The organism is Streptomyces sp. NPDC002265 (genome assembly GCF_040296125.1).
In the GTDB taxonomy this organism is placed as follows: Bacteria; Actinomycetota; Actinomycetes; order Streptomycetales; family Streptomycetaceae; genus Streptomyces.
Window position 1 is genome coordinate 1 of the sequence record NZ_JBEOWS010000056.1, and the last position, 14,484, is coordinate 14,484.

Here is a 14,484-nt window from a genome sequence, read left to right on the forward strand (position 1 = left end):
GCCACCGATGACGGTGTCATCGGTGGCCCGGCGGTACGGACGACGGGTCAGGCCTTGCGGGCCCGTGCCGTCTTCTTCGCCGGTGCGGCCTTCTTCGTGGCGCCCGCGGCCTTCTTCGTCGCCGTGTTGTTGGCGGTCGTGGTCGTTCTGACCGTGGCCGTCTTCTTCGTGGCCGACCTGGCGGCGACCGTCTTGGCGGCCGTCTTCCGGCGCGAGGCCTGCGCCGGGACGGCGTCGCTGATCCGGTCGGGGGACAGGATCTCGCGCAGGAACTTGCCGGTGTGGCTGGCCGGGACCCCGGCGACCTGCTCGGGCGTGCCCTCCGCGATGACGAGGCCACCGCCGGCGCCGCCCTCGGGCCCCATGTCGACGACCCAGTCCGCGGTCTTGATCACGTCGAGGTTGTGCTCGATGACGATGACCGTGTTGCCCTTGTCGACCAGGCCGGACAGGACCTTCAGCAGCTTGCTGATGTCCTCGAAGTGCAGACCGGTGGTCGGCTCGTCCAGGACGTAGACCGTGCGACCGGTGGAGCGCTTCTGCAGTTCGCTGGCGAGCTTGACGCGCTGGGCCTCGCCGCCGGACAGGGTGGTGGCGGACTGGCCGAGCCGGACATAGCCGAGGCCGACGTCCTTGAGGGTCCTGAGGTGCCGGGAGATCGCCGGGACGGCCTCGAAGAAGTCCGTCGCCTCCTCGATCGGCATGTTCAGCACGTCGGCGATGGACTTGCCCTTGTAGTGGACGTCCAGGGTCTCCCGGTTGTAGCGGGCGCCGTGGCAGACCTCGCACGGGACGTACACGTCCGGGAGGAAGTTCATCTCGATCTTGATGGTGCCGTCGCCCGCGCAGTTCTCGCAGCGGCCGCCCTTGACGTTGAAGGAGAAGCGGCCGGGCAGATAGCCCCGGACCTTCGCCTCGGTCGTCTCCGCGAACAGCTTGCGCACATGGTCGAAGACACCGGTGTACGTCGCCGGGTTCGACCGCGGGGTGCGGCCGATGGGCGACTGGTCGACGTGCACGACCTTGTCGACGAGGTCGTCGCCGTCCACGCGCGTATGCCGTCCGGGCACGTTCCGCGCGCCGTTCAGCTCACGGGCCAAATGGGTGTAGAGGATGTCGTTGACCAGGGTCGACTTGCCGGACCCGGACACGCCGGTGACCGCGGTGAACACGCCCAGCGGGAAGGACACGTCGATGTCCTGGAGGTTGTTCTCCCGGGCGCCGTGCACCGTGAGCTGCCGGGACGGGTCGAGCGGGCGCCTGATGTCGGGGACCGGGATGGCCTTCTTCCCGGACAGGTACTGCCCGGTCTGCGACTCCGCGTTGGCGAGCAGCCCCTTCAGGTCGCCGCTGTGCACGACCTTGCCGCCGTGTTCGCCCGCGCCGGGGCCGATGTCGACGACCCAGTCGGCGACCTTGATGGTGTCCTCGTCGTGCTCGACGACGATGAGCGTGTTGCCCATGTCGCGCAGCCGGACCAGTGTCTCGATCAGCCGGTGGTTGTCGCGCTGGTGCAGGCCGATGGACGGCTCGTCGAGGACGTAGAGGACGCCGACGAGTCCGGAGCCGATCTGGGTGGCCAGACGGATGCGCTGGGCCTCGCCGCCGGAGAGGGTGCCGGCCGCGCGGTTGAGCGAGAGGTAGTCCAGGCCGACGTCGACCAGGAACCGCAGGCGCTCGTTGACCTCCTTGAGCACGCGCTCGGCGATCTTCTTGTCACGGGCGTTCAGCTTCAGTTCGCCCAGGAAGTCGGCGCAGTCGCTGATGGACATCGCCGAGACCTCGGCGATCGACTTCTCCATGATCGTGACCGCGAGGACGATCGGCTTCAGGCGGGTGCCCTGGCAGGTGGGGCAGGGCACCTCGCGCATATAGCCTTCGAAGCGCTCACGGCTGGCGTCGCTCTCGGCCTCGCCGTGCCGGCGCTTGACGAACGGGACGGCACCCTCGAAAGCGGTCGTGTAGACACGCTCGCGCCCGTAGCGGTTGCGGTAGCGGACCTCGATCTGGGTCTTGTGGCCGTACAGCAGGGCCTTCCTGGCGCGCTGCGGCAGGCCCGCGAAGGGGATGTCCGTCCGGAAGCCGAGCGCCTCCGCCAGGGCACCGATCAGCCGGCCGAAGTAGTCCTTGGTGTGCCCGTGCGACCAGGGGTGGATGGCGCCCTCGTCGAGGGACTTGTCCTCGTCCGGGACGATCAGTTCCGGGTCGACCTCCATGCGCGTGCCGATGCCGGTGCACTCGGGGCAGGCGCCGAAGGGCGAGTTGAAGGAGAAGGAGCGGGGCTCCAGCTCCTCGAAGGACAGGTCGTCGTACGGGCAGTACAGGTGCTCCGAGTACATGCGCTCGCGCTCGGGGTCGTCCGCGGCGAGGTCCACGAAGTCGAGCACGACCATGCCGCCGGACAGGCCGAGGGCGGTCTCCACCGAGTCGGTGAGGCGGCGCTTGGCCGACTCCTTCACCGTGAGGCGGTCGATGACCACCTCGATGGTGTGCTTCTCCTGCTTCTTCAGTGCGGGCGGGTCGGAGAGCTGGATCGTCTCGCCGTCCACGCGGGCGCGGCTGTACCCCTTGGTCTGGAGGTCGGCGAACAGGTCGACGAACTCGCCCTTGCGCTCACGCACCAGCGGCGACAGTACCTGGAAGCGGCTCCCCTCCGGCAGCTCCAGGACCTTGTCGACGATGGCCTGCGGCGACTGGCGCGAGATCGGCCGGCTGCACTCGGGACAGTGCGGCTTGCCGATGCGGGCGAAGAGCAGCCGGAGGTAGTCGTAGACCTCGGTGATGGTGCCGACCGTCGAACGCGGGTTGCGCGAGGTCGACTTCTGGTCGATCGAGACCGCCGGGGAGAGGCCTTCGATGAAGTCGACGTCCGGCTTGTCCATCTGGCCGAGGAACTGGCGGGCGTACGAGGAGAGCGACTCCACGTAACGGCGCTGCCCCTCGGCGAAGATCGTGTCGAAGGCCAGCGAGGACTTGCCCGACCCGGACAGGCCCGTAAAGACGATGAGCGAGTCTCGTGGAAGGTCGAGCGAGACATTCTTCAGGTTGTGCTCGCGCGCGCCACGGACGATGAGACGGTCGGCCACGCCGGTCCGCACCTTTCTTGAGAGAAGAGACAGGGGCGAGCCCCTGTGCTTCTCAGACTAGGGGGAGCCACTGACAACGCCGGTCGGATTCCAGGACGCATAACAATCCCCGCCCCTCCAGCATGCCCGACGCCGCACTCGACCCTATAGCACGTGCATTCGATTTGTGGGCCCGGTCTACATCCTTCACCCGAAGGAGTGGCGGGGCTAGGGTCGACCTCATGATTGATCACGCACGTGACCTGGCGTCTGTACGTGACGCGACCGACCGGCTGCTCGCCGCAGTCTCCAAACTGGACAACGCCTCACTGGCCGAGGCGTCACGGCTGCCCGGCTGGAGCCGTGGACACGTCCTCGCCCACCTCGCCCGCAACGCGGACGCCCTCGTGAACGTCCTCGAGGGACGCCCCATGTACCCCACCGCCGAGACCCGCGCCGCCGACATCGAGCGGGACGCGCCCCGGCCCCTCGACACGCAGCTCGCCGACCTGCGCAAGAGCGCCGACCGATTCCAGGAGACGGGCGCCGCGCCGGCGGACTGGTCGCGCACGGTGCAGCTGCGCAACGGGGTCAGCGACACCGCCGCCCGCGTGCCGTTCCGGCGCCTGGTCGAGGTCGAGCTGCACCACGTGGACCTCGGGATCGGCTACGAGGCGGAGGACCTGCCGGCGGAGTTCACGGAACGGGAGATCGAGTTCCTGATCGACCGGTTCGCCGGGCACGCCGACGTACCGTCCACCCGCCTCACCGACGGCACACGCACCTGGGACACGGGCAGGTCGGCGGCCGAACCCGAGGTCACCGTCACCGGGTCGCCCGCGGACCTGCTCTGCTGGCTCGCCGGCCGGCGCGACGGATCCGCACTGACGGTGACCGGAGCGGCGCTTCCGACGCTGCCTCCGCTGTAGCCATGAGCGGCCCCGGGCCGCTCTCCGGCTATAGGCTGACCGCCATGACGTACAGCGGACAGGTGACGGTCGGCGGCCCGGCGGACGTGCACGAGCTCAAGGACCTGATGATCACCAAGATCGCGGTCGGCCCGATGGACAACAACGCCTACCTGTTGCGCTGCCGGGCCACCGACGAGCAGTTGCTGATCGACGCGGCCAACGACGCCGACACCCTGCTCGGCATGATCGGTGACGACGGCATCGCGTCCGTCGTCACCACCCATCAGCACGGCGACCACTGGCAGGCGCTCGCCGCGGTCGTCGCGGGCACCGGCGCCCGCACCCACGCCGGACGGGCGGACGCCGAGGGCATCCCGGTGCCGACCGACGTCCTGGTCGACGACGGCGACATCATCCGGGTGGGCCGTGTGGAGCTCACCGCGCGCCATCTGGTCGGGCACACGCCGGGATCGATCGCCCTCGTCTACGACGACCCGCACGGACACCCGCACGTCTTCACCGGGGACTGCCTCTTCCCGGGTGGCGTGGGCAACACGCGCAAGGACGCGAAGGCGTTCGCCAGCCTCATCCACGACGTCGAGACGAAGATCTTCGACGTCCTCCCGGACGAGACCTGGGTCTACCCGGGGCACGGTAACGACACCACGCTGGGTGCCGAGCGCCCGCACCTGCCGGAGTGGCACGCGCGGGGGTGGTGAACCTCCCCCGCCCGGCGGGCGCGTGGCACCGGACCACGCGCCCGGTACGCATCATGCGCGCGCGTCGACGCGCGCCGGACTATGCGCCGGCCTGCGCGGGTCCGGCCAGCGCGGCCACCCGCTCCACTCCGAACACATACCCCTGCACCCCGCAGCCCGCGATGACGCCGTCGGCGCGCAGCGAGACGTACGAATGGTGCCGGAACGACTCACGCCGGTGGATGTTGGAGATGTGCACCTCCAGCACCGGCAGGCCGTCGCAGGTGTTGAGCGCGTCCAGGATCGCCACCGAGGTGTGCGAGTAGGCGCCCGGATTGATCACGATCCCGCAGTGGTTCAGCCGCGCCTCGTGAATCCAGTCGATCAGCTCGCCCTCGTGGTTGGACTGGCGGAAGTCCACCGTGCCGCCGTGCGCCGCCGCCGCCTCGACGCACAGGGACTCGATGTCGGCGAGGGTGTCGGAACCGTAGATCTCCGGCTGGCGCTGTCCCAGGAGATTCAGGTTGGGACCGTTGAGGATCATGATGGGGGCATTGGCCAGGGTGCGGGGCACGGTTCCTCCGGTCCGTTCGGGCTGAGCGTCCACGAGGGGCGGTCCGCCGGGGAGCGCCGCTCGCACCCGGTCTATCACGGTGCCACCGGGCGCCCGCCGCACCCCCGCACGCCCCCGTAACCCTTGGTCACTCTGGGTAGTTGACGCGTCATGCGCGATGCACAGACCGTAAGGGCGCCCGGCATGCTGCGGCTCGCGACCGCCTCGCTCGCCGGGACGGCCATCGAGTTCTACGACTTCTTCGTCTACGGGACCGCCGCGGCGCTCGTCCTGGGCCCGCTGTTCTTCCCGACGTTCTCACCGCTGGCCGGGACACTGGCCGCCTTCGGCACGTTCGGGGTGGGCTTCGTGGCGCGTCCGCTGGGATCCATGCTGTTCGGGCACGTCGGGGACCGGCACGGACGGCGGCCGGTGCTCGTCGCGTCGCTGTTGCTGACCGGCCTCTCGACGGTCGCGGTCGGCTGTGTCCCGGCCTACGACAGGATCGGTGTGGCCGCCCCCGTGCTGCTGCTGGTCCTGCGCTTCCTCCAGGGGCTGGGGCTCGGCGGGGAGTGGGGCGGTGCGGTGCTGCTGACCGCGGAACACGCGCCGGAGCACCGGCGCGGGCTGTGGTCGGGCTTCCCGCAGATCGGTCCGGCAGTGGGCTTCCTGCTGGCCAACGGCGTGATGCTGGCCCTGTCGGCGGCGCTGTCCGATGCCCAGTTCACCCAGTGGGGATGGCGGGTGCCGTTCTGGGCGGCGGGTCTGCCGGCCGTGGCGGGGCTGTGGCTGCGCTCGTCGATCACCGAGAGCCCCCGCTTCCTGGAGCTCGGCGACAAGGCGCGGCTGCCCCTCGCCGAGGTCGCGCGCGACCACTGGCGGCTGGTGCTGCTCACCGCGGGCGCGCTCGCGGCCGGGTACGCGATCTTCTACGCCGTGACGACCTGGTCCCTCGCCTTCGCCACGGAACGCCTCGGGGTCGACCGCACGGTCATGCTGATGTGCATCATGGCCGCGGTGGTGGTGAAGGGCGCGCTGACACCGGTGGCGGCGGTCCTCGGTGACCGTTTCGGGCGGCGGCCCATGTGCCTGGCCGGGTGTGCGGGCTGCGCCCTGTGGATGTTCCCGATGGTCGCGCTCCTGTCCACCGGCGCGCCGCTGCTGATGTTCCTCGGCTTCCTGGGCGCGCTGATCGCGTTCATCACGATGTTCGCCGTGATCGCTGCCTATCTGCCGGAGCTGTACGACCCTCGGGTGCGCTGCACCGGCGCCGCGGTCGGCTACAACCTCGGCGGTGTGCTCGGGGGCGCGCTCACCCCGATCGTGGCGACGGCGCTCGCCGAACACGGCGGGCGGGTCCCCTGGGGTGTCGGCGCCTATCTGACCGGTATCGCGCTGCTCAGCCTCGGCTGCTTCACCCTGCTGCCGGAGACCCGTCCGGTGCGCGTCCCGGTGGCACAAACCGTCCTGGACTGAACCCGTGCTGGACCGAACCCGTGTGGACCGGACCCGTGTGGACCGGACCCGTCTGGACCGACCGCCCCGGCCCCTGGCGACGCCTTCACGGGTTGATCGCAAGCTCCAGGTAGGCGGCGAACAGCACCAGGTGGACGCCGCCCTGGAGCGGTGTGGCCCGGCCGGGGACCACGGTCAGCGAGCTGACCACCACGGTCAGGGCGAGCAGCACCATGTGGGTGGCGCTCAGACCGAGGACGAGCGGGCCGGCGAGCCAGAGCGACGCGAGGGCGACCGCGGGGATGGTCAGGCCGATGCTGGCCATCGCCGATCCGAGGGCGAGGTTGAGGCTGGTCTGCACCCGGTCGCGGCGGGCGGACCGCAGCGCGGCGATGGTCTCGGGAAGCAGCACGAGCAGCGCGATGATCACACCGACGACGGCGTGGTGCAGTCCGGCGGCCTCGACGCCCGACTCGATCGCCGGCGACACGCCCTTGGCCAGGCCCACGACTCCGATCAGGGCGAGTGCCAGCAGCACCAGGCTGATCCGCGCGGTGCGGGCGGACGGCGCCACGGCGTGTTCGTCCACCGCGATCCCGCCGCCCTGCCGGGCGATCGGCAGGAAGTAGTCGCGGTGCCGTACGGTCTGGGTCGCCACGAACAGGCCGTACAGGATCAGCGAGGACAGTGCGGCGAAGGTGAGCTGCACGGTGGAGAACTCCGGGCCCGGCTTGCTCGTGGTGAACGTGGGCAGCACCAGGCTGAGGGTGGCCAGGGTCGCGACCGTCGCGAGGGCGGCGCCGGTGCCCTCGGGGTTGAAGATCGCCGTGCCGTGGCGCAGCGAGGCGACGAGAAGGCTCAGGCCGACGATGCCGTTACAGGTGATCATGACCGCCGCGAAGACCGTGTCCCGGGCGAGGGTCGAACTCTTGGCTCCGCCGTCCGCCATGAGGGTGACGATCAGGGCGACCTCGATGATCGTGACGGCGATGGCCAGCACCAGGGAACCGAAGGGTTCGCCCACCCGGTGGGCGACCACCTCCGCGTGGTGCACGGCGGCCAGCACCGCTCCGGCCAGGACCACGGTCACCACGGCGACCAGCACGCCGGGCAGGCTGCGTCCCCAGGTGAGGACCAGCAGGACGACCGCGGCCAGCGGCACGAGGAACGTCCACTGCGTGGCGAGCGACCTGAGCCGAGCGATCATGGAGCGATCGTCGCAGAGGCCTTCGCGCTTCGCATTCCGCGACTTCGTGAACATGCTCGCCTCCTTCGGCTCTCGGTTCTCGGTTCTCCGGCAGCCCCTCACCCGGGGGTGGCGCCGGGATCGGGTGACGGCGGTGCGCCGTCACCCCTCCCGGCGATGTGGTCCCTGCGGTCGGCGCAGTCAGACGCCGATGCTGTCCTGCGCGGCTCCCTCGCTGTCGCCGCGTGCCGTCTCGGCCGCCGCCTGCTTCCGTGAGGCCCGCAGACTGGTGATCGTGGTGACGATCAGGACGGCGCAGATCACGCCGAGCGAGACGGGGATGCTGATCTCCGGGACGTGGACGCCGGACTCGTGCAGCGCGTGCAGCACCAGCTTGACGCCGATGAAGCCCAGGATGATCGACAGGCCGTAGGAGAGGTGGACCAGCTTCTTCAGCAGACCGCCGATGAGGAAGTACAGCTGCCTGAGGCCCATCAGCGCGAACGCGTTGGCCGTGAAGACGATGTACGGGTCCTGGGTCAGGCCGAAGATCGCCGGGATGGAGTCGAGCGCGAACAGCACGTCCGTGGTGCCGATCGCGAGCATCACGACCAGCATCGGGGTCATGACCCGCCCGCCGTTCTGCCGGATCCACAGCTTGGTGCCGTGGTAGCGGTCGGCCACCCCGAAGCGTCGCTCCGCGGCCTTGAGGAGCTTGTTCTCCTCGAACTCCTCCTCGTCCTTGTCGGCACGGGCCTCCTGGACGAGCTTCCAGGCGGTCCAGATCAGGAAGGCGCCGAAGAGGTAGAAGACCCAGGCGAAGCTGGCGAGGATCGCGGCGCCCGCGGCGATGAAGACGGCCCGCAGCACCAGGGCTATGAGGACGCCGACGAGGAGGACGCGCTGCTGGTACTGCGTCGGCACCGCGAACTTCGCCATGATCAGGACGAAGACGAAGAGGTTGTCGACGCTCAGCGACTTCTCGGTGATGAAGCCCGCGAAGAACTCCCCGGCGGGCTGACCGCCGGCGAAGAGCAGCAGACCGAGACCGAAGAGTCCGGCCAGGACGATCCAGACGACCGTCCAGGTGCCCGCTTCCTTGAGGGACACGTCGTGCGGTTTGCGGCCGATGAAGAAATCGACCGCGATCAGGGCGGCAAGGCCCGCGATGGTCAGGACCCACAGGGTCAGGGAAACATCCATGGTGCCTCCGGCATACGTAACGGCATGTAGTCAGCGTTCTTGTGCTGCCGGAGGTCTCTTCCACCCCGGGCCGCGGCGTCGATGACGCTCCAGCGGCCGCACGGGCCGACGCCCCGGGATCCTGCCGGATCCGTATTGACGGGTACGCCGCACAGACAGGGAGTACTCCCCTCCGTGGGAAGACAGTACCCCAATCACCAAGGGAAGGTAAAGTGGTTAGTAAAGAGAAAACCAAAGATGCTGTTCAGTAGGCTTTACGCGGGCTTGGTGAAAGCGTGCGGGGTTGTCAGCCCCGCCAGGTTCGACGGGCCTCGGCCACCTGCGCGAGCACCTGCCCGAGGACCTGACTGCCGGGCGGTACCAGCGATGGCTCGTACGTCCAGGCGTGCCCGACCCACGGGTCGGCGAGGTGGTCGTCCGGGACCGGGGTGAGCCTCAGCAGCGAGCGCCACAGCGGATCCAGCAACGGACCGTAACCGGAGGCGTCCTCACGGTCGGCCACCATCATCAGATGGACGCCGAAGGCCGGCCCCTCGTCGGCGAGGTAGCGGAGCTGGGTCACCGCGCGGTCGTCGAAACCGTGCGGGAAGTCGTTGACGACGAGCAGCTGCTGGGACGTGTCGAAGCCGGGCGGCAGCGAGTCCGCGGCACCGCCGCGCACCGCCATCTGGACCAGGTCGACCCGCTCGGTGAGCCGGCCCAGGACGTCCGCCACCCCCGCGGCGCCGACCGCCGGCGGTCCTGCCAGCACACCGGCCCGCACCAGCGGCGCGAGCGGCTGCGCCGCCGAACCGGCCGGGTCGATCACGTGCACGGTGAACTCGCCCGCCGGATGCACGGCCAGCAGCCGGGCCGCGTGCGCCACCGCCGTGGTCATCGCGAGGTGCCGCAGTTCGTGATCGTCGGCGAACGTCCCGTCGGACGATCCGGAACCTGCGCTGTCGATCCAGAAGCCGCGCTCCAGCGGCAGCCTGACCAGCATCGGGATGCGCAGCTGCGGCGCCTCGGGCAGCTGGAGGTCCCCGATGCGCAGCGCCATGGGCATCTCCATCGGCACGCGATAGCCGTGCCAGACGGGACTGTCCCAGCCCGCGTACGCCGGCGGCAGCGCGGGCTCGACGACCTCGGCCTCGGCGGCGAGCTGGGCGACGTCCCGGTCCAGGGCCTCGGTGGCCTGGTCCACGAGCCGGGCGTACTTGTCGTGGGCCGCGTCGCGTGCGGCGTCGCCCTGTCCGCCGATCCTGGCGCGCGGGTCGGACAGCACCTGGTCGAGCTCCTTCTCCCGGCGGGAGTCGGCGAAGTCGACCGCACTGCGGTAGGCGGCAGTGGTGCGGGCGAGGTCCTCGAACATGCCCCACACCTGGTTGTAGAGCCGCTCCTCCATGGACCATCCGGTCGCGTCGCCCGCGACGGGCCGGGCGGGCTCCCCGGGCGCGGCCGGGGGCGCGGCCGGCGGGGGCGGGGGCGGTGTGGCGTTCCGCCGGCCGGGATGGGTGTAGTCGATCGGCCCGGTGGCGGCGGCCGGTGTGCCGGACGGGCCGCCAGGGGGCGTGGCCGGCGCGCCGGAAGGGGTGAGTGCGGAGGGATCCGCGGGCCCGGAGGACGGTGTGACGGCAGGGCCGGCGGGCGTGGCACCGCCCGGGTGCGCGTTCTGCTGCCCGGACTGCCCCGGGCCGACCGGCGCCTGCGGCCCGTACGGGTCCTGGAGTCCCTGCCGGGTGACGGGCTGGGGCGCCGCGGAGCCCGCGCTGCCCTGGGGCGGGGTCCCACCGTGCTCCGGGCCGCGGGCCGCGGGCTGCCGGAAGCGGTCGCCGTCCGCCGGTCTCGGCACGGGTCCCTGGACCGAGCGGGCCAGGCCGCGGGAGACCGCCTCGTCGACACCGGCCGCGAGCTGCCGGGCCTCGGGCAGGCCCTGGTCGGCGAGGAGTTCGGCGAGACCGCCCGCGTAGCCCTGGCCGACGGCGCGCACCTTCCAGGCCCCGGCTCTGCGGTAGAGCTCCAGGGCGACGACGGCCGTTTCGGCGTCCAGTCCGGTGATGGTGTAGCTGGCGATCTCGGTGCCGTCCAGGCCCGTGACGGCGACGAACGGCGCCGCGACCAGGCCGAAGCGGGCGGGACCGCCCGTGCCGGCGGGCAGTGCGAGCAGCACGCTCACCCGGTGCACGGCTTCCGGCACGGCGGCCAGGTCCACCGCGAGGCGGTGATCGGCGGCCGCCTGCCGGGAGACCTCGAGTCCGGGCAGGGCGGGAGAGCCCGGATGGGCCACCCCTTCCACGCCCTGGATCCTGCCGTCCTCGTCGCCGAGCGTGGCACCGGCCACGATCGGCGTGCCGGCGGAGACCCGGATCTCCAGGCGGACCTGGGACAGCGGGTGGTTCTGTCCCCGTACCAGCTCGGCCGTCATCGCCCGCGTCTCCCTGCCCCGTGCCACCGTGTCGTCGTGTGCCGCTCGCCGCTCCGCCCGGTGCCGCGACAGGCAGACTTCGTCCCGTCGCGACGCCCGGCGCTAGAGAAGCGGAAGGATGACCGGCATCAGGTCCTGGAAGGTACGGCCGTTGGCCGGAGCGCCGAGGGCCGTCATCGACCAGCCCGAACCGGCCCGGTGCACCTTGGCCATGATCTGGGCCGTGTAGGCGCCGCCGCCCGCCAGCGTGTAGCGGGCGAGTTCCTGGCCGTTGGTCTCGTCGACCAGACGGCAGAACGCGTTCTGCACTTCCTGGAAGGTCTGGCCCGTGAAGGAGTTCACGGTGAAGACGATCTGGTCGATGTGGACCGGGATGCGCTGGAGGTCGACGAGGATGGCCTCGTCGTCGCCGCCCTGGCCGACACCGCCGACGAGGTTGTCGCCGGTGTGGCGCACCGAGCCGTCGTCGCTGACGAGGTGACGGAAGAAGACCACGTCGACCGGCTGCTTGTCCGCGAACAGGACGGCGGAGGCGTCGAGGTCGATCTCACGGGTGCGCGAGCCGAACAGGCCGCGACGGGGAGCAGCCTGCCAGCCGAGACCCATGCGTACCGCGGTCAGGCTGCCTCCGTCGTTCTTCTGCAGACTGATGGCCTGACCCTTGGTCATGTTGACGGTCACGGCTTGTTCCCCTCTCGAACTGTCCCCGGTTGCCGCGGATTCCGCGGGTTGTCCAGAACCCTACGCAGAGCCACTGACAGTGCCGAACCCCGGTCCGTACTTTGTGTCGGTCTTGCAACACAGCACGCTGCGCCGGGGTCCGGTGTGGCTGCAGGGTCAGGCCAGGCCCGCCTCCCGCATCTGACGCAGTTCCTTCTTCATCTCGGACACCTCGTCACGCAGTCGGGCGGCGATCTCGAACTGGAGGTCCGCGGCGGCGGCGCGCATCCGCTGCGTCAGTTCCTCGATCTGCTCGGCGAGTTCGGTCGCGGGGCGGTCGGTCGGCACCGTCTCCTTGGTCTTGGCCCTGGCGGACCGGCCGGCCTTCGCGCCGGCCGCCTTGCCGCCGAGGGAGGGCACCGGGGCCTTGGTGCCGTGGCCGTCCTTCTTCGCCTTGCGGTAGCCGGAGCCGAGCAGCTGCTCGGTGTCGACGTCCTCGCGGGCGATCTGCGCCACGATGTCGTTGATCTTCTTGCGCAGCGGCTGCGGATCGATGCCGTTCGCCGTGTTGTACGCGACCTGCTTCTCGCGCCGGCGGTTGGTCTCGTCGATGGCCCGCTCCATCGCCGGGGTGATCTTGTCGGCGTACATGTGGACCTGGCCGGAGACGTTGCGCGCGGCACGGCCGATGGTCTGGATCAGGGAGGTGCCGGAGCGCAGGAAGCCCTCCTTGTCGGCGTCGAGGATGGCCACCAGGGACACCTCGGGCAGGTCGAGCCCCTCACGCAGCAGGTTGATGCCGACGAGGACGTCGAACTCGCCGGCCCGCAGCTCGCGCAGGAGCTCGACGCGGCGCAGGGTGTCGACGTCGCTGTGCAGATAGCGCACCTGGATGCCGAGTTCCAGGAAGTAGTCGGTGAGGTCCTCGGCCATCTTCTTGGTGAGGGTGGTGACCAGGACGCGCTCGTCCTTCTCGACCCGGCTGCGGATCTCGTGGACCAGGTCGTCGATCTGCCCCTCGGTGGGCTTGACGACGACCTCCGGGTCGATGAGGCCGGTGGGCCGGATGATCTGTTCGACGACGCCGTCCCCGCGCGAGAGCTCGTACTTGCCGGGAGTCGCCGACAGATAGACCGTCTGTCCGATGCGCTCCTGGAACTCCTCCCACTTCAGCGGACGGTTGTCCAGGGCGGAGGGCAGCCGGAAGCCGTGGTCGACGAGGGTGCGCTTGCGGGAGGCGTCGCCCTCGTACATGGCGCCGATCTGCGGCACGGTGACGTGGGACTCGTCGATGACGAGCAGGAAGTCGTCGGGGAAGTAGTCGAGCAGGGTGTTCGGCGGGGAGCCCGGCTCGCGGCCGTCGAAGTGCATCGAGTAGTTCTCGACACCGGAGCAGCTGCCGATCTGGCGGAGCATCTCGATGTCGTAGGTGGTCCGCATCCGCAGGCGCTGCGCCTCCAGGAGCTTGCCCTGCTTCTCCAGCTCGGTCAGCCGCTGCCCGAGCTCCTTCTCGATGTCGTTGACGGCCCGCTCCATGCGCTCGGGTCCGGCGACGTAGTGGGTGGCGGGGAAGACGTAGAGCTGCTGGTCGTCGCTGATGATCTCGCCGGTGACCGGGTGCAGGGTGGACAGCGCCTCGATCTCGTCGCCGAACATCTCGATGCGGACGGCGAGCTCCTCGTAGACCGGGAAGATCTCGATGGTGTCGCCGCGGACCCGGAAGGTGCCGCGGGTGAACGCCATGTCGTTGCGCGTGTACTGGATGTCCACGAAGCGGCGCAGCAGCTGGTCGCGGTCGATCTCGTCGCCGACCTTGAGCTGGACCATGCGGTCCACGTACTCCTGCGGGGTGCCGAGGCCGTAGATGCAGGAGACCGAGGCGACCACGATCACGTCGCGGCGGGTGAGCAGCGAGTTGGTCGAGGAGTGGCGCAGGCGCTCGACCTCCTCGTTGATCGAGGAGTCCTTCTCGATGTAGGTGTCCGACTGCGGGACGTAGGCCTCGGGCTGGTAGTAGTCGTAGTACGAGACGAAGTACTCGACCGCGTTGTTCGGGAGCAGCTCGCGGAACTCGTTCGCCAGCTGGGCGGCCAGGGTCTTGTTCGGGGCCATCACGAGCGTGGGGCGCTGGAGCTTCTCGATCATCCACGCCGTGGTGGCGGACTTGCCGGTGCCGGTCGCGCCCAGCAGGACGACGTCCTTCTCACCGGCCTCGATGCGCCGGGCCAGATCGGCGATGGCCGCCGGCTGGTCGCCGCTGGGCTGGTAGGGGCTGACGACCTCGAAGGGCGCCACCGTGCGTTCGATGTGGGAAACGGGCCGCATGGGTTCCACCGTACGGCCCCCCAC

At 70.2% G+C, this 14,484-nt stretch carries 10 protein-coding genes; 3 read left to right on the plus strand and 7 right to left on the minus strand.

Annotation, left to right across the window (positions count from 1 at the left end; all coding sequences use genetic code 11):
- Nucleotides 1-47: 47 nt before the first annotated feature.
- Nucleotides 48-3,086, minus strand: coding sequence for an excinuclease ABC subunit UvrA (gene uvrA / locus ABT085_RS13135; RefSeq protein WP_351605624.1), 3,039 nt, complete (start codon nucleotides 3,084-3,086; stop codon nucleotides 48-50).
- Between the two features lie 221 nt (nucleotides 3,087-3,307).
- Here uvrA and ABT085_RS13140 point away from each other — a divergent pair, with 221 nt between their 5' ends.
- Nucleotides 3,308-3,994, plus strand: a complete 687-nt coding sequence (locus ABT085_RS13140) for a maleylpyruvate isomerase family mycothiol-dependent enzyme (protein WP_351605627.1) — start codon at nucleotides 3,308-3,310, stop codon at nucleotides 3,992-3,994.
- A 44-nt stretch (nucleotides 3,995-4,038) separates the two neighbouring features.
- Nucleotides 4,039-4,695, plus strand: coding sequence for an MBL fold metallo-hydrolase (locus tag ABT085_RS13145; protein WP_351605629.1), 657 nt, complete (start codon nucleotides 4,039-4,041; stop codon nucleotides 4,693-4,695).
- A 79-nt stretch (nucleotides 4,696-4,774) separates the two neighbouring features.
- Here the strand turns inward: ABT085_RS13145 and aroQ are convergent, their stop codons facing one another.
- Nucleotides 4,775-5,248, minus strand: a complete 474-nt coding sequence (gene aroQ / locus ABT085_RS13150) for a type II 3-dehydroquinate dehydratase (protein WP_351605632.1) — start codon at nucleotides 5,246-5,248, stop codon at nucleotides 4,775-4,777.
- A gap of 150 nt (nucleotides 5,249-5,398) precedes the next feature.
- Here aroQ and ABT085_RS13155 point away from each other — a divergent pair, with 150 nt between their 5' ends.
- Entirely contained in the window at nucleotides 5,399-6,703 is a 1,305-nt protein-coding gene (locus tag ABT085_RS13155) for an MFS transporter (RefSeq protein WP_351605635.1), read from the plus strand.
- 85 nt (nucleotides 6,704-6,788) lie between these two features.
- Here ABT085_RS13155 and ABT085_RS13160 read toward each other — a convergent pair whose 3' ends face one another.
- From ABT085_RS13160 to uvrB, 5 genes are all read right to left on the minus strand, one after another.
- Nucleotides 6,789-7,889: a calcium:cation antiporter gene (locus ABT085_RS13160; protein ID WP_351605637.1), complete on the minus strand. Its 1,101-nt coding sequence runs from the start codon at nucleotides 7,887-7,889 to the stop codon at nucleotides 6,789-6,791.
- A gap of 180 nt (nucleotides 7,890-8,069) precedes the next feature.
- Complete coding sequence (locus ABT085_RS13165) at nucleotides 8,070-9,071, minus strand: TerC family protein (protein WP_351605640.1); 1,002 nt, start codon at nucleotides 9,069-9,071, stop codon at nucleotides 8,070-8,072.
- Nucleotides 9,072-9,357: 286 nt separating this feature from the next.
- On the minus strand, nucleotides 9,358-11,475 hold the full coding sequence (locus ABT085_RS13170) for a TerD family protein (RefSeq protein WP_351605643.1): 2,118 nt from the start codon (nucleotides 11,473-11,475) through the stop codon (nucleotides 9,358-9,360).
- 102 nt (nucleotides 11,476-11,577) lie between these two features.
- The gene (locus ABT085_RS13175) at nucleotides 11,578-12,156 is read right to left on the minus strand and encodes a TerD family protein (RefSeq protein WP_351605645.1); all 579 of its coding nucleotides are present in this window, start codon (nucleotides 12,154-12,156) and stop codon (nucleotides 11,578-11,580) included.
- Nucleotides 12,157-12,312: 156 nt separating this feature from the next.
- A complete protein-coding gene (gene uvrB / locus ABT085_RS13180) occupies nucleotides 12,313-14,460 on the minus strand; it encodes an excinuclease ABC subunit UvrB (RefSeq protein ID WP_351605647.1) in 2,148 nt (715 codons plus the stop codon).
- Nucleotides 14,461-14,484: the final 24 nt, after the last annotated feature.